The following is a 20,346-nucleotide window of genomic DNA, read 5'->3' on the forward strand; positions in this document are numbered from 1 at the left end:
TGGTCCCGTTACACCGGTAGTTCCAGTAGTCCCTGTGAATCCCGTTGCGCCGGTCGCACCGGTAGTGCCAGTGAAGCCCGTCGCTCCAGTTGCTCCGGTGGTGCCCGTGAAGCCCGTCGCACCGGTAGCTCCGGTGGCACCAGTAAATCCAGTCGAGCCCGTTGGCCCCGTTACACCGGTTGTTCCAGTGGTCCCTGTGAAGCCCGTTACGCCGGTCGCTCCGGTAGTGCCAATGAAGCCCGTTGCGCCGGTCGCTCCGGTAGTGCCAGTGAAGCCCGTTGCGCCGGTCGCTCCGGTGATGCCCGTTGCACCGGTAGCCCCAGTGATGCCCGTGAAGCCTGTCGCTCCAGTTGCTCCAGTGCTGCCCGTGAAGCCTGTCGCACCGGTAGCTCCAGTGGCACCAGTAAATCCAGTGGCACCAGTAAATCCAGTCGAGCCGGTAGCTCCGGTGGCACCAGTAAATCCAGTCGAGCCAGTTGTCCCCGTTACACCGGTTGTTCCAGCGGTCCCCGTGAAGCCCGTAACTCCAGTTACTCCGGTGGCACCAGTAAAGCCCGTCGCACCGGTAGCGCCGTTGGTGCCCGTGAAGCCTGTCGCTCCAGTTGCTCCAGTTGCTCCAGTTGCTCCAGTGCTGCCCGTGAAGCCCGTTGCGCCGGTCGCTCCGGTGACGCCCGTTGCGCCGGTCGCACCGGTAGTGCCAGTGAAGCCCGTCGCTCCAGTTGCTCCGGTGGTGCCCGTGAAGCCCGTCGCACCGGTAGCTCCGGTGGCACCAGTAAATCCAGTCGAGCCAGTTGGCCCCGTTAGACCGGTTATTCCCGTGGTCCCTGTGAAGCCCGTTACGCCGGTAGCCCCGGTGGTGCCCGTGAAGCCCGTTTCGCCGGTAGCCCCGGTGGTGCCCGTGAAGCCTGTCGCGCCGGTAGTACCGGTGGTGCCAGTAGAGCCCGTTGCGCCTGTCGCTCCGGTGCTGCCTGTAAAGCCTGTCGCTCCAGTTGCTCCAGTTGCTCCAGTGCTGCCCGTGAAGCCCGTTGCACCGGTAGCACCGGTGGTGCCCGTGAAGCCTGTCGCGCCGGTAGTACCGGTGGTGCCAGTAGAGCCCGTTGCGCCGGTCGCTCCGGTGCTGCCTGTAAAGCCTGTCGCTCCAGTTGCTCCAGTACTGCCCGTGAAGCCGGTTGCTCCGGCAGCTCCGGTGACGCCTGTGAAGCCTGTCGCGCCGGTAGTACCGGTGGTGCCGGTGGTGCCAGTAGAGCCCGTTGCGCCTGTCGCTCCGGTGCTGCCTGTAAAGCCTGTCGCTCCAGTTGCTCCAGTTGCTCCAGTGCTGCCCGTGAAGCCCGTTGCACCGGTAGCACCGGTGGTGCCCGTGAAGCCTGTCGCGCCGGTAGTACCGGTGGTGCCAGTAGAGCCCGTTGCGCCGGTCGCTCCGGCAGCTCCGGTGACGCCTGTGAAGCCCGTTACGCCGGTCGCACCGGTAGTACCAGTGAAGCCTGTTGCGCCGGTCGCTCCGGCAGCTCCGGTGGTGCCCGTGAAGCCTGTCGCACCGGTAGCTCCAGTGGCACCAGTAAAGCCCGTCGAGCCGGCAGCTCCCGTGGCACCAGTAAAGCCGGTCGAGCCAGTTGGCCCCGTTACACCGGTTGTTCCAGTGGTCCCTGTGAAGCCCGTTGCGCCGGTCGCACCGGTAGTGCCAGTGAAGCCCGTCGCTCCAGTTACTCCGGTGGTGCCAGTAAAGCCCGTCACACCGGTAGCTCCGGTCGTGCCAGTGAAGCCTGTCGCTCCAGTTGCTCCAGTGCTGCCCGTGAAGCCCGTTACACCGGTAGCACCTGTGGTGCCAGTAAAGCCCGTCGCACCGGTAGCTCCAGTGAGACCGGTCGAGCCAGTTGGCCCCGTGACCCCCGTGAAGCCCGTCGCGCCAGTTGTGCCAGTAGCACCTGTAGAGCCCGTAGGACCGGTTGCTCCAGTGACACCAGTTGTTCCAGTGGCGCCAGTGAAACCCGTCGCGCCAGTTGCTCCAGTGAAGCCCGTCGAGCCAGTTGTGCCAGTGGCACCTGTAGAGCCCGTAGGACCGGTTGCTCCAGGGGTTCCAGTGGCGCCAGTGAGGCCAGTGGCCCCAGTAAATCCAGTAGAGCCTGTTACTCCAGTTGGCCCCGTTGCACCGGTTGTGCCAGAGGCCCCTGTGAAGCCTGTCGCACCAGTATCTCCGGTGGTGCCAGTGGAGCCCGTCACGCCAGTTGCTCCAGTGCTGCCAGTAAATCCAGTAGTGCCAGTTGCTCCGGTCGCACCTGTAAAGCCCGTTGCACCGGTAGCTCCGTTGGCCCCTGTGAATCCAGTCGCGCCGGTAGCTCCGGTGGTCCCCGTGAAGCCCGTCGCACCGGTAGCTCCAGTGGAACCAGTCGACCCAGTGGCACCTGTAACGCCTGTTGCACCTGTTGCTCCAGTGGCACCTGTAACGCCTGTTGCACCTGTTGCTCCAGTGGTACCTGTTGCTCCAGTGGAACCTGTAAAGCCTGTTGCACCTGTTGCTCCAGTGGTACCTGTTGCTCCAGTGGAACCTGTAAAGCCTGTTGCACCGGTAGCTCCGGTGGCCCCCGTGAAGCCCGTCGCACCGGTAGCTCCAGTGGAACCAGTCGACCCAGTTAACCCAGTGGCCCCTGTAAAACCAGTCAATCCAGTCTCGCCAGTAAGCCCAGTCGCACCAGTAAGGCCAGTGGCTCCTGTAAAGCCAGTCACGCCAGTTGCTCCCGTCGCACCTGTGGAACCTGTCAATCCAGTGGCACCGGTAGCTCCAGCGGCACCTGTGGAGCCAGTCGTTCCAGTAGTACCTGTAAAGCCCGTCGAACCAGTGGCCCCAGTGGCGCCATTAAGTCCGGTTGCTCCTGTAAGGCCAGTGACACCAGTCGTTCCAGTGGTACCTGTAAAGCCGGTCGAACCGGTAGTTCCAGTGACGCCGGTGAGGCCAGTTGGCCCTGTGTCACCCGTGAAGCCCGTCGCACCTGTTGTTCCAGTCGCACCTGTAGAGCCATTCGCACCCGTAGCTCCAGTCGCTCCTGTAAGGCCAGTGAACCCAGTCGATCCAGTGGCCCCTGTAAAGCCAGTCGGCCCAATCAATCCGGTATCACCAGTGAACCCGGTAATGCCAGTTGCGCCGGTGGCACCTGTAAGTCCAGTAACGCCAGTTGGTCCAGTGCTGCCTGTGAACCCAGTCGCACCAGTGGATCCGATGTCACCTGTGAATCCATTTGCGCCAGTTGCGCCGGTGGCACCTGTAAGTCCAGTAACGCCAGTTGGTCCAGTGCTGCCTGTGAACCCAGTCGCACCAGTTGATCCGGTGACACCCGTGAATCCAGTTGCACCAGAAGAGCCGGCGGCACCTGTAAAACCAGTAACGCCAGTTGGTCCAGTGGCGCCTGTGAAGCCAGTCGTTCCGGTAGCTCCATCGGCACCAGTGAATCCGGTAGCTCCAGTGGCGCCAGTAAAGCCAGTCGCACCTGTTGATCCGGTACCGCCTGTGAGGCCGGTAGTGCCAGTGGCACCAAGGTCTCCAGTGGCCCCTGTGGCCCCGGTTGCTCCCGCAAGACCAGCAAGGCCCGTTGCGCCGGTAGCCCCAGTTGAACCAGCAGCTCCAGTGGTTCCAGAGTTTCCGGTGACTCCTGTCGCGCCAGTGACGCCTGGATCTCCAGTGACACCGGTCGCGCCTGTAACACCTGTAACACCTGTAACGCCTGTAACGCCTGTAACGCCTGTAACGCCTGTAGCGCCCAAATCCCCGGTTACCCCAGTAGCCCCAGTGACTCCTGGATCCCCAGTGACACCCGTCGCGCCGGTAACTCCGGTAACGCCTGGATCCCCAGTGACACCCGTCGCCCCGGTAACTCCGGTAACGCCTGGATCCCCCGTAACTCCAGTGGGGCCAGTCGCGCCAGTGACGCCTGGATCCCCAGTGACACCCGTCGCGCCGGTAACTCCGGTAACGCCTGGATCCCCCGTATCTCCAGTGGCGCCAGTCGCGCCAGTAACGCCTGGATCCCCCGTAACTCCAGTGGGGCCAGTCGCGCCAGTGACGCCTGGATCCCCAGTGACACCCGTCGCGCCGGTAACTCCGGTAACGCCTGGATCCCCAGTGACACCTGTCGCCCCGGTAACCCCGGTAACGCCTGGATCCCCCGTAACTCCAGTGGGGCCAGTCGCGCCAGTGACGCCTGGATCCCCAGTGACACCCGTCGCCCCGGTAACCCCGGTAACGCCTGGATCCCCCGTAACTCCAGTGGGGCCAGTCGCGCCAGTGACGCCTGGATCCCCACTGACACCCGTCGCCCCAGTAACCCCGGTAACGCCTGGATCCCCCGTAACTCCAGTGGGGCCAGTCGCGCCAGTGACGCCTGGATCCCCAGTGACACCCGTCGCGCCAGTAACCCCGGTAACGCCTGGATCCCCCGTAACTCCAGTGGGGCCAGTCGCGCCAGTGACGCCTGGATCCCCAGTGACACCTGTCGCCCCGGTAACCCCGGTAACGCCTGGATCCCCCGTAACTCCAGTGGGGCCAGTCGCGCCAGTGACGCCTGGATCCCCACTGACACCCGTCGCCCCAGTAACCCCGGTAACGCCTGGATCCCCCGTAACTCCAGTGGGGCCAGTCGCGCCAGTGACGCCTGGATCCCCAGTGACACCCGTCGCCCCAGTAACCCCGGTAACGCCTGGATCCCCCGTAACTCCAGTGGGGCCAGTCGCGCCAGTGACGCCTGGATCCCCAGTGACACCCGTCGCGCCGGTAATTCCGGGAACGCCTGGGTCCCCAGTGACACCCGTCGCCCCGGTAAACCCGGTAACGCCTGGATCCCCCGTAACTCCAGTGGGGCCAGTCGCGCCAGTGACGCCTGGATCCCCAGTAACCCCCGTCGCGCCAGTGACACCCGGATCTCCGGTGACTCCTGTCAGACCGTCAGCTCCAGTCACTCCTGTAACGCCTGCCGGTCCCATCGGCCCCGCTGGTCCCATCGGCCCCGCCGGTCCCATCGGCCCCATCGGCCCCGCCGGTCCCATCGGCCCCGCCGGTCCTGTCGGTCCCGGCAAACCTTTGATCAGATGCGCGGAATGAAGGTGCAGGAGGGATTCATCCGGGGAATTTAATGCTTCCAACAAAATATCGAGCTTGTATTGCAAGTGCATATCCCTGAAAGCCAGCTTCTGCAAGTCTGCTTTCAAATGGTCATTGGCGGCTAGAATGTCTTGAAGAGACGAGGAGGGATTTTTCAATACCTGATCGAGTTGTTTTCCTTGACGGTCCAAATATCGGCTCGATCGAAGCTCCTCGATTGATACCTCCGACAGCAATCGGGCGAGTTCATCGATCCATTTGTCCTTTTCATCGGAATCCCGCAACCAGACGCCTCCTCTCCAGTTATGCAGACAGGCTTGTTCGTGGATCAGCCTTGTTCTACTCTATGCACAGCAGCCCAAAAAGGTTATCGGATGACAGGCATGGTGATGATTTTTCCTGGATGCGAATAGATTTACTGGAGGAAGCTTGGGGAAATTCCATTCCAGGGAGAGGGAAGGGGATGGCATGATCACAATCAGCCTGTGCATGATCGTTCGGGACGAAGAGGAGACTCTCGGGAGAGTTCTGGACGGCGTCAAGGACATCGTGGACGAAATCATCATCGCGGATACGGGTTCCGTCGACAGAACGAAAGAGATTGCGGCCGCGTACGAACAATGCCGAATCGTTGATTTCGAGTGGATCGACGATTTCGCGGCCGCGCGCAATTTCTCGTTTTCACAAGCCGGCATGGATTATATTCTATGGCTGGATGCGGATGACTGGCTCCGGGAAGAAGACAGGCAGGGGCTGCTGCGCTTGAAAAAAACGCTGGACCCATCCTATGAACGGGTGACCATGCCCTATAATCTGGCTTACGATTCCGCAGGCAACGCCGTATCGAGCCTTCGGCGCAACCGTCTGGTGCGCAGGGACCGGGGGTTCAAATGGATCGGGCCTGTCCACGAATATTTGGAAGCATGGGGAAAAGCGTTGGACAGCGATGTCTGTGTCTCGCATGGGAAGGAAAAGGAATACTCGGACCGCAATTTGCGCATTTATCGCAACCGGCAGCAGGCTGGCGAAGATTTTTCCATCAGGGATCTCTATTACTTTGCCAATGAATTGAAGGATCACGCGTTCTACGACGAGGCGGCGCTCTACTATGAGCAGATGCTTCGAACGGGACAGGGGTGGATCGAGGACAACATTCAGGCATGCCTGAAGCTGGCGGACTGTTATGGACAGATGGGGCACAAGGATCTGCAGCTGCAAGCTGCGCTGAGATCGCTCTGTTACGACAAGCCTCGGCCGGAATCCAGCTGTGCGATCGGCAACGGCTTGTTTGTGTTACCGCCGGATTATAATTGACCCACCGGCGCCGGAATGAAAATGACCCACCTTTAGCGAATATCTCTCAGGATTGACGACCAAATCAACCTGGGAGAGATACTCGATGCTGAAAGGCGGATCTGTCTTGAGATTACACGAAATGAAGCTCAATGGAAAGAAGATTCGAGAGATTGTCAGGGAAACCGGCCATGCTCGGAACACTGTCCGAAAATATGTACGGGATGGGCAGATCCCGGAGTCCAAGGAGCGTGAGAAACGAGGGTCGAAGCTCGATCCGTTTAAAGAGACGATCGACCGCTGGATGAAAGAAGACGGATTGTTCAACTGTCAGGCGATGCTCATGCGCCTCAAGGAGAAAGGCTATACCGGTGGTGCGACGATCATCAAAGACTATGTACAGCAAAAGCGTCCGCCGTGGCAGTCAAAGGCAACCGTCCGGTACGAGACGTTGCCGGGAGATCAAGCGCAGGTAGACTGGGGATTTTGCGAAACCGTAGATGCCAATGGACGAGCCCATAAGCTGCCAGTCTTTGTCATGGTGCTGGGCTACTCACGCGCCACGTATGTTGAGTACACCCGTCGCTGTGACATTCATAGTTTCCTACGCTGTTTCGTTCATGCCATCGAGCACTTCGGCGGCGTACCCAAAATCATGCTCACCGATCACATGAAAACCGTTGTTACCGGCATGAACGACGACCGTACTCCTCAGTGGAACCGGATGTTCGAGGACTTCGCGCTGTCGGTCGGTCTGACGCCGAAACTGTGCAAGGTACGACGTCCGGAAACCAAGGGTAAGGTCGAGCGCGGCGTCCAGTTCGTCAAGGATAACTTCTGGCCGGGGCGCACCTACACGGACATTGCCGATTTGAATCGGCAAGCGATTCAGTGGTGCCATCAAGTCGACCAGCGGATTCATGGTACGACCGGCGAGCGCCCGTGTGATCGGTTGAAGGATGAGAACCTACTGCCGCTGCCATCTCCGGATCGCCTGACGAAGTTTTTGCGCGTCGAGCGTACGGTCAGTTTGGATGGGTTCGTCAGCTTCGACGGCGTTAGGTATGGTGTTCATTGGCGGTACAGCGGCCAAGTTGTTCTCGTTCGCCAAGTGGGTATGCATGTAGAAATTTGGCATCAGGGCGAGCGTATCGCGACGCACGAGAAATCCAATCTGTGGACCGGCATGGTGAGGCTGCCCGGACAATACGAGGGGCTCAAAGCTGCGGAAGGCGCTCTGAAACCGAAGCCGCTGGCCCGAGAGGTTTCTACGCCGGTAGTCGAAGAGCGGCCGCTTGAACAGTATGAAGCATTGGCGGTGATGAGCTGATGCTGGAGCTGGATCAAGTGCGAGGTCAACTGGAGTCACTCAAATTGCTCGCCGCCGCCGATGTGCTGGAAAGCAGGCTGCAGCAAGCGACGGACAAGCAGTGGACGTATGTCGCGTTTCTGATCGACTTGCTGGGTGAGGAGCTGGCGCAGCGGCTCAGACGAACGATTCAGACCAAGATGCGTATGGCGCGCCTGCCGTATCAGAAAACGTTGACGGAGTTCGACTTCTCGTTCCAGCCGAGCGTGGACAAAAAGCTCATCGACGAGCTGGCGACGATGAATTTCGTTCGCCAGACGGCGAATGTCGTATTCCTCGGACCGCCCGGCGTCGGAAAGAGCCACCTTACGATTGCGCTTGCGCTGGAGGCGCTCGCGAAGAGTATCTCGGTGTATTTCACCACCGTCACACAGCTAGTAGAAGAGTTGCGGCGCGCCCATAACGCGAACCGGCTGGATGCGAAGATGAGACAGTATCTACGCCCGCGAATTCTGATCATTGACGAAGTCGGGTATCTGCCGCTCGACCCGCTGGCAGCCAACCTGTTCTTCCAACTCATTAGCACCCGCTACGAGCGCGGCAGCCTGATCCTGACCAGCAACAAGAGTTTTGGCGATTGGGGCGAGTTGTTTGGGGACTCGGTGCTGGCTTCGGCGATTCTGGACCGTCTGCTTCATCATTCGCACATTATTAACATCCGTGGTCCAAGTTACCGGCTCAAGGACAAGATGAGAGCCGGCGTGTATGGCACGCCGCTCGACAAACCGGCCACGGATTCTGGCAGTATAACCGTCAAGGAGAATGCCCATGCGTAGGCGCGCCCGAATATGCTATGAACCGGACCGCGACGAGTGGTGTGTCGATTTGGGGCGACGGCGATACGGCCTACATTGCGGGGAATGTTTCACCTTGTATATGGGCAATAAAGCTTACGAATGCCGCTTGGAGCTCGATGCCGATTGGTATGTTCTGATGCAGGATACGAAGTTTGTTCTTCATCGACGAACCATTTATGCTATCGGTATAGACGTTTAACCGGCATGACCAAAGGAGGAATTTCGCATGACCCGAGAGCCGATGTATGATGAGGAATCGCTGGTAGCGCTTAGGCAGCAAGAGACTGAAGCCCTCATCGCAGCACTCGCTCAGTATTGCAAGAGCCTGGAACAGCAGGTGGTGGAATTGCGTCACGATGTCAATCGGCTGACATCGCCGGGGCAGGAGAAGCCTTTTCCGGATGTGCACAGCGATCTATACGAGACGTTTGACCATTTAGCCGCCTATCCGCGGTTCCGGCATCTCCTGACTGAACTGGAATAACGGAAATGGGGGCGGCAGTGCTCCCTTTCCTCCCAATTCCTCATCGTCAATTCACGATGAGGTCGCAAGTGAAATGCCTAATTCGTCGATGGGTGGGTCAAAATTAACCCGGCGAAATGGGTCAAAATAAATCCGGCCTTGACATTTGAGAGGGAACAGTACGAGGCTGCCCTTTATTGGTACGGGCTTGCTGTCGCCTTGGAGCCCCCCGTTACGATGGGAATAATCAATCGCACCGCGTCAACCTGGTATCCCCATCTGCAAATGTGCCTTTGCCTTGACCGGCTGGGAAGGTTCAGGGAGGCATTCGAGCATAATGAACATGCGCTCGCCTTTCATCCGGATCATCCGAGCATGCTGCATAATCGGGAGTATTTCCGTTCGTCGCATGGAATGGTTCCCGATGCCGGCGTAACGGCTGCGGTAAAAGGCTGATTCATGCGAGCAGAAGCATCCGGGGAAACGGATGCTTTTTTTAGTGCCCTCGCTGCCTTTTGCAGGGCTCTATTTACTGCCCCTTAACGAGTCCTTCGTTGATTCGGGAAGGGCTGATTTTGATGAGATAATTCTCATTTATTTCTAAGAAAGGCCTTGAAAGGCATGTCCTTCCTGGATTTCCGCTCTTCGTGGAAAATCTTAGGCCGTTTATAATCTGCTACAGTTGGTTGAGACCAACAACCCTAGGAGGTTTTCACCAACATGAGCAATAATTGGTTCAACCGCAAGCTGATTGGAACGAGTCTATGCGCCGCCGTCGCCTTCACCGCTATTGGAGCCGTTTACGTCCCGCCGACCCCGGCAGCTGCGGCATCATCTTCTTATGAAACCACCATTACATATGGCGTCAATATGCGCACTCAGCCAAGCGTCTCCGCCGCCAAAATCCGCATGCTGAAAAAAGGCGAAGCGGTCCATGTTGTCGGACAAGCCAACAGCTACTGGCTGCATGTCTTGACCGCTAAAGGAGAGAGCGGTTATATTTCCTCCGGAAGCCAGTACACCACATACTCCGGACCTGCAGCAGGAGGGGGCGGCGGAAGCGTACAGCCCGGAGCAAGCGCGAAAGCCGATCAGGTCGTTTCGCTGGCGCAAAGCTACATCGGCAAAGTGTCGTACAGCTACGGCGTCCGAAATGAGAGCAAGCTGATCTTCGACTGCTCCTCCTTCACCCAGTTCATCTACGGCAAAGCCGGAGTCAGCCTGAAATGGGGGACAAGCTCCCAGAAATCCCAAGGAACCGCCGTCAGCAGGGCAAATCTGAAGAAGGGCGATCTTATCTTCTTCGACACTGTCGGTACGAACAATGGCGTCATCAACCATGTCGGCATCTACATGGGCGACGGCAACTTCATCCACAACACTCCATCCGCCAACGGGGTGACGGTCAACAGCCTGACATCCGGCTGGTGGAAAGACCGCTTTGTATCCGCCCGCAGCGTGCTGTAGAAGCTCGTTGCGGATGAATCCGCAAAGTGCCGCTGAACCTCGCCTCGCATGGTTGCACAGCGCGCAGCGAATCGCCACGCATGACCGCACCGCTTGCGGCGGAACCTCGCCCTGCGCGACCGCACAGCGACTTGCCTCTCATGACCGCGCAGCGTACGGCGGAAGCTAGCTACGGCCTCTGCGCGAGGCCTTGGACTTTCGCCTGCCTGTCTGCTCGGCATCCGGCAAGGATTCCGCTTTCGGCTAGCGGCGATTATCGCTATAGATGACAAGCCGCTCCTCCGGGAGCGGCTTTTTTGCGTTTTCCTGGTAGTTTTTACGTCTTTTTTACGCCGCAGCCGTCGATCTTTACCCCGTTTTTACGGCTGCCCGCAGTACCATTTCCCTATGCGGTAGAGGAAATGAGAACCAAGAGGGAGAGTTGAGAATGTTCAATCAGGATTGGACCCTGCTGCTGCTCATGGCGCTCGGGTTTCTGGCGTTCAGAGGTCTGATTTCCTTCGCGGAGAGGTCATAAGGAGGGAATAAGCATGCTTGTGCTCGCTATCATCGCTTTTATTTGCATGGTCTACCTTGGTTTTGTTCTGGTTTATCCGGAAAAATTTTAATGAATGCCGCAAGGGGGAGCTAAGACGTGGGAATGGGATTGGTTCAGGTCGCGGTTACGCTTGCGATCATCATGCTGCTGGTCAAGCCGGTCGGAACGTATCTGGTCGCCGTGTTCGACTACGGCAGCGGCAGGACGAAGCTCGACAGATGGTTCGGCTGGGCGGAGAAGCCGCTGTACCGGCTGGCCGGCATCAAGGAAGAAGAGAACATGGGGTGGAAGGGCTATCTGAAGGCGATGCTCCTCACCAACTTTATTATGCTCGTCATCATGTACGCCATCCTCAGACTGCAGAAATACTTGCCCTTAAATCCCGACGGGATCGGCAACATGCCGCCGGCGCAAGCGTTCAATACGGCTGTATCGTTCATGACGAATACGAACTGGCAATCGTACAGCGGCGAGAATGCGCTGTCCTACTTCTCGCAGATGGCGGCGATCACCTTCCCGATGTTCACATCGGCGGCGACGGGATTTGCCGTCGCGATCGCGTTCATCCGCGGGATCTCGGGCAAGAGCGACGCGCTGGGCAACTTCTACGTGGATCTGGTCCGCGCCGTTACGCGGGTGTTTCTTCCGCTGAGCTTCGCGGCAGCGCTGTTCCTGGTCTTCCAGGGCGTTCCGCAGACAATCTACGGGGCGATAACGGCTACGACGCTTGAAGGCGGCCAGCAGACGATCACTCGAGGACTCGTCGCATCGCTTGAATCCATCAAGCATCTGGGCACGAATGGAGGCGGCTGGTTCGGCACGAACGCGGCGCATCCGTTCGAGAACCCTACACCTTTGACCAACCTGGTCCATATCGTCAGCATGATGCTTCTGCCGACCGCGCTCGTGTACGCCTTCGGCTTGATGATCCGCAACAAGCGCCAGGGCTGGGCCGTGTTCGGCGCCATGAGCTTCATCTTCGTGGCGATGCTTGCCCTCGTGATGGCGTCGGAATATCGCGGCGTGCCTGCTCTGGATGCCGCCGGCATCCACGGCAATATGGAGGGCAAGGAAGTCCGGTTCGGCATCGCGGAGTCCTCGCTGTTCACGGCCGTGACGACAGCGGCGACGACGGGAAGCGTCAACAACATGCATGAATCGCTGACGCCGCTCGGCGGACTCGTGCCGCTGGCGGAAATGATGCTGAACAACGTGTTCGGCGGCAAAGGCGTCGGCCTCCTGAACGGCCTGCTGTACGCCATTCTTGCGGTGTTCATCTGCGGCCTTCTCGTCGGCAGGACGCCCGAATTCCTCGGCAAGAAGATCGAGGGCAAGGAGATCAAGCTGGCTTCCATCGCCTTGCTGGTTCATCCGTTCATCATCCTGGCCCCGACCGCGCTTGCGCTGCTGACGCCGCAGGCGGTCGCCTCCATCAGCAACGCCGGCATGCACGGCTTGTCCGAAGTGCTGTACGCCTTTACTTCCGGAGCCGCGAACAACGGGTCGGCCTTTGGCGGCCTCAATGCCAATACAGACTTCTATAACGTCGGCATCGGCCTCGTCATGCTTGTCGGCCGCTATGTGTCCATCATCGCGATGCTCGGCATCGCAGGATCGCTGGCGGTCAAGAAAACCGTGCCTCAAGGGATGGGGACGCTGCGCACCGACACCGGCTTGTTCACAGGCATTCTAATCATGATCATCATCGTCATCGGCGCGCTGACATTCCTGCCGGCTCTGGCCCTCGGGCCGATCGCCGAGCATCTGGCGATGCCATGACGTCCGCGAATACGGGAAGGGAGCTTCAAGCAATGGAAGAAAGCCGCAAGAAAACATGGTCCAAACAAATGGTGGGAAGGGCGATGCTGGACGCTCTCATCAAGCTGAACCCAATCGTCATGGCGAAAAATCCGGTCATGCTCATCGTGGAGGCCGGCACCGTGATCGCCCTGCTGCTGGCCATCGACCCCGGGCTGTTCGGAACCGGAGAAGCGGGCAGAGGCTACAATATCGCCGTCTTCTTCGTCCTGTTCTTTACGGTATGGTTCGGCAACTTCGCCGAAGCGCTCGCAGAGGGCCGGGGCAAAGCCCAGGCGGATACGCTGCGCAGGACGAAAAGCGAGACGATGGCGGCGCTGATCCAGAAAGACGGCTCCCTGAAGCAGGTCCCTTCCACCGCCCTGAGGAAAGGAGATTTCGTGCGGGTAGAAGCGGGAGAAATCATTCCGTCGGACGGCGAGATCGTGGAGGGCCTCGCATCGATCGACGAATCGGCCATCAACGGGGAATCGGCTCCGGTCATCAAGGAAGCCGGCGGCGACTTCTCCTCGGTAACGGGCGGAACGAGGGTAGCTTCCGACTGGATCGTCATCCGGATCATGGCGGATCCCGGGGAGTCCTTCCTCGACCGCATGATTGCGCTGGTGGAAGGGGCCAAGCGGCAGAAGACGCCGAACGAGCTCGCTTTGACGACGCTGCTGGCCGTTCTCTCCTTGATCTTCCTGATCGTCATCGTCACCATGGTGCCGATGGCCGATTATCTCGGCATCCAGCTCGATCCCGCCACTCTGATCGCCCTGCTCGTCTGCCTCATCCCGACCACGATCGGGGGCTTGCTCTCGGCCATCGGCATCGCCGGCATGGACCGGGTGACGCAGTTCAACGTGCTGGCCATGTCGGGCAAGGCGGTCGAGGCCGCAGGCGACATCGACACGCTCATCCTGGACAAAACGGGCACGATCACGTACGGCAACCGGATGGCCTCGGAATTCATTCCGGTGCAGGGCGTCAGTGCGGGCGAGATTACACATGCCTCGCTGCAGGCTTCCGTCCGGGACGAGACGCCGGAAGGCCGATCCATCGCGGAGCTCGCCCAGAAGCTCGGGGAGAGCTGGGACGATCGGGATTACGCCGATGCGGAAGTAATGGACTTTACGGCCGAAACGAGGATGTCGGGCATTACGCTGCCAGGCGGGCTGGCCATCCGCAAAGGCGCCGTCGATTCCGTGCGGAGAGCGGTCGCGGAGGCGGGCGGACTCATTCCCGACGATCTGGAGGAGAAGGCGGCCGTCATCGCGAAGTCCGGCGGCACGCCGCTTGCCGTATCCTCCGGCAGCCGCATTCTCGGCTTGATCCACCTGAAGGATACGGTGAAGCCGGGGCTGAAGGAAAGATTCGCGGAGCTGAGGTCGATGGGCATCCGCACCGTCATGTGCACGGGCGACAATCCTCTGACGGCGGCCACCATTGCGCTCGAAGCCGGCATCGACGACTATATCGCCGAAGCGAAGCCGGAGGACAAGATTGCCGCAATCCGCCGCGAGCAGCAGCAAGGACGGCTGGTCGCGATGACGGGCGACGGCACGAACGACGCTCCGGCGCTTGCCCAGGCCGACGTCGGCCTGGCGATGAACTCCGGCACGATGGCGGCGAAGGAAGCGGCCAATATGATCGACCTCGATTCCGATCCGACCAAGCTGCTTTCGGTCGTATCGATAGGCAAGCAGCTGCTCATCACCCGCGGCGCGCTGACGACGTTCTCGATTTCCAACGACCTGGCCAAATATTTCGCGATCCTGCCGGCGATGTTCATCACCGTGCTGCCGCAGCTGTCCTCGCTCAACCTGATGGGGCTCGGCTCGCCGTCCTCGGCCATCCTGTCGGCGCTCATCTTCAATGCCGTCATCATCCCGCTGCTTATTCCGGTCGCGATGAAAGGCGTCAAGTATCGGGCGCTCAGCGCAGACCGGATGCTGGCCCGCAACATCCTTATCTACGGCGTCGGGGGCGTCATCGTGCCGTTCATCGGCATCAAGCTGATCGACATGCTGCTGTCCAGCTTTATTTGATCGGACCGCCGGGTTATCATTCATTTTCAGCAGGAGAAGGAGCTGTATCCTATGAAAGCATTTATGACTGCATTTCGAATATCGGCGCTGCTGCTCGTTCTATGCGGAATTCTATATCCGCTCGCGACGACCGGAGCCGCCCAGCTTCTCTTCCCGAAGCAGGCTGAAGGCAGCCTGATCCATGTCGGTTCCGTTCCGGCAGGATCGGAGCTGCTCGCGCAGGAGACGGCATCGCCGGGGCGGTTCCAGCCCCGGGCTTCCATGGCCAAGTATGATCCGACCGCGTCATCTGGCTCCAACCGGGCTGTCGGCACGAAGGACTATGTGGAAGAGACGCTGGCCAAGGCATCCGATTGGCGCAAGCAGAATCCCGGTCTTGCCGAGATGCCCGCCGATCTCGTGACCGCCTCCGGATCGGGCTTCGACCCCGATCTGTCTCCGGAGGCGGCGAAAGCCCAGATTCCCCGGATCAGCAAGGCGAGCGGCATTCCGGCGGACGAGCTGACGAAGCTGGTGGACCGGCTGACGAAAGGGCGCCAGCTCGGCCTGTTCGGCGAGCCGAGGGTCAACGTGAACGCCCTCAATCTGGAGCTGTCCAAGCGGACTCCGTAAGCCGGCCATGGATTCTTACCGCAGGAAATCGCCGGAGGAATTGCTGGAGTCGATCGACAGGCTGAAGCGCGGCCTGCTGACGGTCTATATCGGGCCGGTCAGCGGGGCGGGCAAGACGTACCATATGCTGCGCGAAGGCTGCGCCCGCGCAGCCAAAGGAGTCGACGTCGTCATCGGAGCGCTCGCCGCCCCGGTGTGGCCGGAGACGCTAGAGCAGATCGGATCGCTGGAGGAAATATCGCCGCTCGTCTGGACGGAGAACGGCACGGGCATGCAGGATCTGGACGTCGACCGCATTGTGGAGCGGATGCCGGACCTGGTGCTGGCGGACGGACTCGCCCACCGCAACCGGCCCGGGGCTCCGCGGCCGACGAGGCTTGAGGATATCCGCCTGCTGATATCCAGCGGCATCAGCGTCATGACGACAGTCAACGTGTACGAGCTGGACGGATACAAGGAGCTGGCGCAGCGGCTGACCGGCGTCGAGGTCCGCTGCACCGTTCCCGACGATACGCTGGAGCTTGCGGATGAGGTCCGGCTGATCGATGTGACGCCCGAGGCTCTGCTGAGCCGGATGGAGGAGGCCAAGCGGAGAAGCGGCAAGGATGCTCCCTTGCTGCGCCAGGGGAATCTCGGCGTGCTGAGGGAGCTTGCCCTACGCTTCGTGGCGGAGGAGGTGAACGAATCGCTGCGGCGCTATCGCCGGGGAATGGGGCTGTCCGGCCCTTCCGGAGCCGGCGAGCATATTCTTGTCAGCACCCAGTATCATTGGAACGGCTCGCTGTATATCCGCCGCGGCGGACAGATCGCCAAGCGCCTCGGAGGGGCGCTTTCGGTCGTTACCTTCCAGGATCCCCGCAAGCCGCTGTCCAAGGAGGGGGCCGATTTTCGCCGCAGCATGCTGAAGCTCTCCTCCAAGCTGGGCAGCTCCTTCGAGGAGCTGCCCAGTCCGGGGAGGCGACGAATTGCGGATGAGCTTGTCCGCTACGCCTACGCTCATGGCGTGACCCGCATCATCATGGGCCATTCACGGCAGAGCCGCTGGGAAGAGTGGAGCAAGGGCTCGGTGCTCGGCACGCTGCTCAAGAAAATGAGGAACGTCGATCTTTATCTCATCGCCGACCGGGAGTCCGGCGACGGCAGCCGCATCGTGACCGGCGCGTCCAGGGAAGGCAAGCGGCAGGAGCCGCATCGAAGGCTGACGGAAGATGAAGTCAAGGAAGAGATCGGCAAAATCGCCAGGGGGCGTCTCAAAATGTTCATCGGGGCGGCTCCTGGCGTAGGCAAGACGTATGCGATGCTTCGAGAGGGCAACGATCTGCTCGATAAAGGCATCGATGTCCGGGTCGGCCTGCTGGAGACGCATGGCCGGCCGGATACGCAGGCGCAGCTCGGCCGCCTCCCCGTCATTGCCCGAGCGGCTTCGGAGATGAAAGGAGCTTTGCTGCAGGAAATGGACGTGGAGGCGATCATCGCCGCGAGGCCGGAGGTCGTGCTCGTGGATGAGCTGGCCCATACCAATGTTCCCGGCAGCCGCAGCCGCAAGCGCTACGAGGATGTGCAGAGGATACTGGAAGAGGGCATTTCCGTGCTGACGACGGTCAATATCCAGCATCTGGAGAGCCTCAACGATGCGGTGGAGCAGATTACCGGCATCCGGGTGAGGGAAACGGTGCCGGACCGCCTGCTGCGGCTTGCGGATGAAATTCAGCTGATCGACGTCTCTCCCCGGTCGCTGCAGCAGCGGATGCGGGAAGGGAAGATTTACGCCATGAACAAGGTGGATCAGGCGCTGAACCATTTTTTCCGTACGGGCAACCTCATCGCCTTGCGGGAGCTCGCTTTGCGCGAGCTCGCCGACGATGTCGACGAACGTCTGGAATCGCGGAGCGACAGCGGTTCGCTGCGCGGCCCATGGAGGCGCAAGGAAGTCATCTTCGTCTGCGTCAGCGCTTCCCCGGGAGCGGAACGGCTTATTCGCCGCGGCTTCCGGACGGCTTTCCGGCTCAAGGCGGATTGGCATGTCCACTACGTGCGGGACGGCATGGACTCTCGAGGGGACGCCTCTCGGCGGGTCGAGGAGCTGGAGAGGCTCACGATGCTGCTCGGAGGAGATTTCGTCGTTCACGAAGGCAGGTCGCCTCGCGAGACTGCCGCTATCCTTGTGGCCGAAGCCGGGAAGGCGGAAGCGACCCAGCTTGTCATCGGGCAGCCGAGCCCGTCGTTCTCCAAGGAATGGAGGAACGGCTCGCTCGTCCGGAGCCTTCTCCGCGCGGCCAGACATCTGGATGTGCTCATCGTAGCTGATTATGAGCCGGGACATGCGCTATAATAGGCAGAGTTGCAGATGGCGGGATGCAAATAGGCAGAGCTGCAGATGGCGGGATGCCAACAGGCAGAGCTGCAGGGGTGCGCGGTGCAAATAGAAGCTGCAGGAGTGCGCGGCGTTAAGGAGAGATGCGGATTGTCAGTCAGCGGCAGGCCGGCGGAGGGCGAGAACGTTCCCGAGGCCGTCGGAGCGGAAGCGGGAAGAGACAGTGCGGGCCGGAGGCGGAACGCTGCCGTGACCTATGGAATCGTGGCCGTGTCGATCGGCGTGCTGTCGGTATGCCTTCATTTGCCCGGCTTGGCTTACGATACGGTGAACGCTGCCTTGCTCTTTCTGTTCCCGGTGCTGTTCGCCGCTGCATACGGTGGGAGAGGGCCGGCCGTTTTTGCGGCCGTCGCGGGCATACTGGCGTTCGACTTCTTCTTCATTCCCCCGGTATGGAGCTTTACGGTGGCGGATTTGCGCTATTTGATTTCTTTTGCCGTCTATCTTGCCGTCGCCCTCATGACGGCCGGACTGGCGGCTCGGCTCAAGCGGCAGGTCGAGGCGGCCCGGCGGCAGGAGCGCAGCACGGCAGCGCTCTATGTCATGAGCCGGCTGATGTCCGACGTCAGCGATGTCCCTGCCGTGCTCGGGGCGTTCAGCGGACATATCCGAGACGCTTGCGGATTGGCCGCCGATTTTTATGTGCCGGACAAGGAGGGGGAGCTGCGGCCGTTCGGGCTGAATCCGCCGCTCGGCTCCATGAAGGGGACGGAGCGGGGGCAGGAGACGCATGGACAGAATCCCGAGCTGATCGCCCGCTGGGTGTATCGGCACGGAGAGCCTGCCGGACAGGGGACCGGCAAGCTTGGCGGCTCCTCCGGGTGGTTCATGCCGCTGAAGGCCGAGGATCAAACGTACGGCGTAGCGGAGATTCATGCCCTCGGGCAGGACCTATCTCCGGCCGTCGTCCTGCAGGTCGAGGCTTTGAGCGGTCTCGCCGGAAGCGCGCTGGCCCGCATCAAGCGCGGAGAGGATGCCAAGCTGGCCCAGCTGACCGCCGAATCGGAACGGATGCGCACGGCGCTGCTGGATTCCGTCTCGCATGAGCTGAGAACCCCGCTGGCGGCCATCATCGGCTCCTCGACCGGCCTGCTTGAATCCGGCGAGCTGTTCTCCGAGGAAGACCGCGCCGAGCTTCTCGGCACGATCCGGGACGGCGCGCTGCGCATGAACCGGCTTGTGACGAACCTGCTCGGGATGGTGCAGCTGGAGAGCGGCATGATCAAGATGCGGCGGGAATGGCTGGATGTCGGCGAGCTGGCCGGAATCGTGATCCGCCAGCTGAAGGAAGCATTGGGGCAGCGCAAAGTGCGGCTTCGAATCAGCGAAGATCTGCCGCCGCTTCCCGGGGATATCGTCTTGCTGGAGCAGATGCTGGCCAATATCGTGAGCAATGCCATCAAATATTCTCCCGACGGCAGCGACATCCGGCTGGAAGCCTTTGTCCGCGACCGGAGCCTGGCGCTGCGCATCGAGGACGAAGGCGCCGGATTGAGCGAGGAGGAGGGGCGGCGCATCTTCGACAAGTTTTACCGCTCGGAAGCGACCCGCCATATTCCCGGCACGGGGCTCGGACTCTCGATCGCCAAGGGCATCGCGGAGATGCACGGGGGTTCCATCAGCGCGGGTCCGGGCAACGTCAAGGGTGCGGCCGTGACCGTGCTGCTGCCGCTGTCCATGCCTTCCGGCGGGCCGCCGTCCGAATCATCAGATCCAGCAACAGAGAGCAGGGACTAGAGATGACAACCGAACGAACAGGAGCGCGGGTTCTGATCATTGACGACGAGCCGCAAATCCGCAAGCTGCTGAAGGTGACGCTGCAGGCGCATCAATACGAAATCTATGAAAGCGCCACGGCAGAGTCGGGGATGCTGGAGGCTTCCATGCACCATCCGGATCTCGTCATCCTGGATCTGGGCTTGCCCGACATGGCGGGAATCGAGGTGCTTAGACGGCTGAGGGAATGGTCGTCGGTGCCGGTCATCGTGTTGACGGCCAAAGACCGCGAGGAAGACAAGATCGAAGCTCTGGATGCCGGAGCCGACGATTATGTCACGAAACCGTTCGGCATGGGCGAGCTGGTCGCGCGCATGCGTGTCGCCCTGCGCCATGCCGCCAACAAATCCGGCGGCGAGCCGGTGCTGCGCTTCGGAGAGCTCGTCATCGACCTGGCCCTCCGCAGCGTAGAGCTGTCGGGCAGCCGTCTGAAGCTGACTCCGACGGAGTACGACCTGCTGAAGGCTCTCGCTTCCAATGCCGGCAAGGTGATGACGCAGAAGCAGCTGCTGCAGCAGGTGTGGGGCTCCAGCAATCTAGCCTCGGAAGGCCATTATTTGCGCATATACGTCGGGCATCTCCGCAAAAAGCTGGAGGAGGATCCCGCAGATCCGCGGTATATTGCCACGGAGCCGGGAATCGGATACCGGTTTTTGACCGGGGAATGAGGGGTCGTTTCGATAGCTGCAGAGTCGCCGGCGACGGAGCCTGAAGAGCAAGGGA

The 20,346-nt window shown here is 60.6% G+C and carries 15 protein-coding genes; 14 read left to right on the top strand and 1 reads right to left on the bottom strand.

The genetic code is table 11. From position 1 onward, the window contains the following. A partial coding sequence (locus VE23_RS27810; protein WP_442950544.1) for a beta strand repeat-containing protein occupies positions 1 to 4,986 on the bottom strand: 4,986 nt, incomplete at its 3' end. A 568-nt stretch (positions 4,987 to 5,554) separates the two neighbouring features. Here VE23_RS27810 and VE23_RS01720 point away from each other — a divergent pair. From VE23_RS01720 to VE23_RS01780, 14 genes are all read left to right on the top strand, one after another. Further along, complete coding sequence (locus VE23_RS01720; protein WP_049867148.1) at positions 5,555 to 6,400, top strand: glycosyltransferase; 846 nt, start codon at positions 5,555 to 5,557, stop codon at positions 6,398 to 6,400. Positions 6,401 to 6,485: 85 nt separating this feature from the next. Then, positions 6,486 to 7,709, top strand: coding sequence for an IS21 family transposase (istA, locus tag VE23_RS01725; RefSeq protein WP_049867149.1), 1,224 nt, complete (start codon positions 6,486 to 6,488; stop codon positions 7,707 to 7,709). Then, a complete protein-coding gene (gene istB, locus VE23_RS01730) occupies positions 7,709 to 8,524 on the top strand; it encodes an IS21-like element helper ATPase IstB (protein WP_049867150.1) in 816 nt (271 codons plus the stop codon). Before istA ends, istB begins: the two co-directional genes overlap by 1 nt. Then, positions 8,517 to 8,744, top strand: a complete 228-nt coding sequence (locus tag VE23_RS27815) for a DUF5348 domain-containing protein (protein WP_049867151.1) — start codon at positions 8,517 to 8,519, stop codon at positions 8,742 to 8,744. Before istB ends, VE23_RS27815 begins: the two co-directional genes overlap by 8 nt. A gap of 27 nt (positions 8,745 to 8,771) precedes the next feature. After that, the gene (locus VE23_RS01740) at positions 8,772 to 9,029 is read left to right on the top strand and encodes a hypothetical protein (protein WP_049867152.1); all 258 of its coding nucleotides are present in this window, start codon (positions 8,772 to 8,774) and stop codon (positions 9,027 to 9,029) included. A gap of 216 nt (positions 9,030 to 9,245) precedes the next feature. Next, positions 9,246 to 9,464, top strand: coding sequence for a hypothetical protein (locus tag VE23_RS01745; protein ID WP_049867153.1), 219 nt, complete (start codon positions 9,246 to 9,248; stop codon positions 9,462 to 9,464). A 264-nt stretch (positions 9,465 to 9,728) separates the two neighbouring features. Continuing rightward, complete coding sequence (locus VE23_RS01750; RefSeq protein ID WP_021879521.1) at positions 9,729 to 10,475, top strand: C40 family peptidase; 747 nt, start codon at positions 9,729 to 9,731, stop codon at positions 10,473 to 10,475. Between the two features lie 530 nt (positions 10,476 to 11,005). After that, a complete protein-coding gene (locus VE23_RS27820; protein WP_127506941.1) occupies positions 11,006 to 11,083 on the top strand; it encodes a potassium-transporting ATPase subunit F in 78 nt (25 codons plus the stop codon). 32 nt (positions 11,084 to 11,115) lie between these two features. Beyond that, positions 11,116 to 12,792: a potassium-transporting ATPase subunit KdpA gene (gene kdpA / locus VE23_RS01755; RefSeq protein WP_049869598.1), complete on the top strand. Its 1,677-nt coding sequence runs from the start codon at positions 11,116 to 11,118 to the stop codon at positions 12,790 to 12,792. Between the two features lie 32 nt (positions 12,793 to 12,824). Next, positions 12,825 to 14,861, top strand: a complete 2,037-nt coding sequence (gene kdpB / locus VE23_RS01760) for a potassium-transporting ATPase subunit KdpB (RefSeq protein ID WP_049867154.1) — start codon at positions 12,825 to 12,827, stop codon at positions 14,859 to 14,861. A gap of 51 nt (positions 14,862 to 14,912) precedes the next feature. After that, complete coding sequence (kdpC, locus tag VE23_RS01765; protein WP_048748225.1) at positions 14,913 to 15,473, top strand: potassium-transporting ATPase subunit KdpC; 561 nt, start codon at positions 14,913 to 14,915, stop codon at positions 15,471 to 15,473. Positions 15,474 to 15,480: 7 nt separating this feature from the next. Then, positions 15,481 to 17,805 (top strand): histidine kinase, encoded by a 2,325-nt coding sequence (locus VE23_RS01770; RefSeq protein ID WP_049867155.1) that lies wholly within the window; start codon positions 15,481 to 15,483, stop codon positions 17,803 to 17,805. A gap of 132 nt (positions 17,806 to 17,937) precedes the next feature. Further along, the gene (locus tag VE23_RS01775; protein ID WP_049867156.1) at positions 17,938 to 19,584 is read left to right on the top strand and encodes a DUF4118 domain-containing protein; all 1,647 of its coding nucleotides are present in this window, start codon (positions 17,938 to 17,940) and stop codon (positions 19,582 to 19,584) included. A gap of 2 nt (positions 19,585 to 19,586) precedes the next feature. Further along, positions 19,587 to 20,291: a response regulator gene (locus VE23_RS01780; RefSeq protein WP_048748227.1), complete on the top strand. Its 705-nt coding sequence runs from the start codon at positions 19,587 to 19,589 to the stop codon at positions 20,289 to 20,291. The last annotated feature ends 55 nt before the right edge of the window (positions 20,292 to 20,346 follow it).

The sequence above is a fragment of the Paenibacillus sp. D9 genome, from assembly GCF_001188365.1.
GTDB classification, from domain to species: Bacteria; Bacillota; Bacilli; order Paenibacillales; family Paenibacillaceae; genus Paenibacillus_O; species Paenibacillus_O humicus.

What these genes read in the sequence shown, in the direction of transcription:
- VE23_RS27815 (WP_049867151.1), top strand. Translation starts at nt 8,517, where the DNA reads ATGCGTAGGCGCGCCCGAATATGCTATGAACCGGACCGCGACGAGTGG.
- kdpA (WP_049869598.1), top strand. Translation starts at nt 11,116, where the DNA reads ATGGGATTGGTTCAGGTCGCGGTTACGCTTGCGATCATCATGCTGCTG.
- kdpB (WP_049867154.1), top strand. Translation starts at nt 12,825, where the DNA reads ATGGAAGAAAGCCGCAAGAAAACATGGTCCAAACAAATGGTGGGAAGG.
- VE23_RS01750 (WP_021879521.1), top strand. Translation starts at nt 9,729, where the DNA reads ATGAGCAATAATTGGTTCAACCGCAAGCTGATTGGAACGAGTCTATGC.
- VE23_RS01770 (WP_049867155.1), top strand. Translation starts at nt 15,481, where the DNA reads ATGGATTCTTACCGCAGGAAATCGCCGGAGGAATTGCTGGAGTCGATC.
- VE23_RS01740 (WP_049867152.1), top strand. Translation starts at nt 8,772, where the DNA reads ATGACCCGAGAGCCGATGTATGATGAGGAATCGCTGGTAGCGCTTAGG.
- kdpC (WP_048748225.1), top strand. Translation starts at nt 14,913, where the DNA reads ATGAAAGCATTTATGACTGCATTTCGAATATCGGCGCTGCTGCTCGTT.
- VE23_RS01745 (WP_049867153.1), top strand. Translation starts at nt 9,246, where the DNA reads ATGGGAATAATCAATCGCACCGCGTCAACCTGGTATCCCCATCTGCAA.
- istA (WP_049867149.1), top strand. Translation starts at nt 6,486, where the DNA reads ATGCTGAAAGGCGGATCTGTCTTGAGATTACACGAAATGAAGCTCAAT.
- VE23_RS27820 (WP_127506941.1), top strand. Translation starts at nt 11,006, where the DNA reads ATGCTTGTGCTCGCTATCATCGCTTTTATTTGCATGGTCTACCTTGGT.
- VE23_RS01780 (WP_048748227.1), top strand. Translation starts at nt 19,587, where the DNA reads ATGACAACCGAACGAACAGGAGCGCGGGTTCTGATCATTGACGACGAG.
- istB (WP_049867150.1), top strand. Translation starts at nt 7,709, where the DNA reads ATGCTGGAGCTGGATCAAGTGCGAGGTCAACTGGAGTCACTCAAATTG.
- VE23_RS01720 (WP_049867148.1), top strand. Translation starts at nt 5,555, where the DNA reads ATGATCACAATCAGCCTGTGCATGATCGTTCGGGACGAAGAGGAGACT.